Annotated in this window: 1 protein-coding gene; it reads left to right on the top strand. The window is 53.8% G+C overall.

Annotation, left to right across the window (positions count from 1 at the left end):
- On the top strand, positions 1-1,042 hold a 1,042-nt coding region (locus C3418_RS23635; RefSeq protein WP_219812713.1), incomplete at its 5' end, for an RNA-guided endonuclease TnpB family protein.
- Between the last annotated feature and the right edge of the window lie 95 nt (positions 1,043-1,137).

The raw sequence follows: 1,137 nt of genomic DNA, 5'->3' as shown, positions 1-1,137 counted from the left end.
CGAACAACAAGCGCAACGCCTGCGCCAGTTGGGCGGTTGTGCTCGTTATGTCTGGAATCACGGGCTGGCAGAAACCAAACGCATTCTGGATGCTGGCGAAAAACTGCCTTCTGCCTTTGAGCTGAACAGGATGCTCACCAGTTGGAAGAAAGACCCAGAAATGGCCTTTCTGGCCGAGGCATATACCGACAACCTCCAGCAGAAGCTCAAGGATTTGCATGGCGCGTGGATGCGCTGCTTTGATAAGAAACTCGCCGCCAAGGCACCCGTATTCAAGAAAAAAAGCGACAACCGCGACGCTATCCGGTTCGTCAACTTCGACAAGTATTGCCGCCTTGAAAAGGGTCGAGTGAAGCTGCCTGCCGGGCTGGCGTGGGTCAAGTTCCGTCAGTCCCAGCCAGTTGAAGGGAAAATTAAAAACGCGACCGTCAGCCAAACAGCCGGGCACTGGTATATCTCCTTTCAGGTCGAGCAGGAGACGCTTGAGCCAATTCACCCCTCCGGCTCAATGGTCGGGCTAGATGCGGGGATCGCCAAGCTCGCAACCCTGTCAGATGGCACGGTGTTTGAGCCCGTCAACAGCTTCAAAACCAATCAGACCAAGCTGGCAAGGCTCCAACGCCAGTTGAGCAAAAAGGTAAAGTTCAGCAGCAACTGGAAGAAACAAAAAGCCAAGATCCAGCGGCTGCACTCACATATCGCCAATACCCGCCGCGATTACCTTCACAAGGTCACAACGACTATCAGCAAAAACCACGCGATGATCGTCATTGAGGATTTGAAGGTTGCCAGCATGTCAAAATCAGCAGCGGGCACGACCAGCCAGCCGGGGCGCAACGTCCGGGCAAAATCAGGGCTGAATCGTTCGATATTAGATCAGGGCTGGTTTGAGCTGCGCCGCCAGCTCGAATATAAGCAGGCATGGCGAGGCGGTCAGGTGTTGGCGATAAAGCCGGCCTACACGAGCCAGCAGTGCGCCTGTTGTGGGCATACTGCGAAGGATAACCGCCCAGGGCCGACGCATGATCATTCTTTGCGCTAGTTGATCAAGTATCGATCAGTTGAGCGGCGCCAAGTACGATTTTAATTGTACCTTGCGTTGCCAAGCTGTAAATAGTCGAGATCTTAACTAACTGT

The sequence above is a fragment of the Aeromonas sp. ASNIH8 genome (assembly GCF_002919855.1).
Lineage (GTDB): Bacteria > Pseudomonadota > Gammaproteobacteria > Enterobacterales > Aeromonadaceae > Aeromonas > Aeromonas caviae.
Note: the sequence above shows the minus strand (reverse complement) of the source record. Positions and strands in the feature narration are given on the sequence as shown.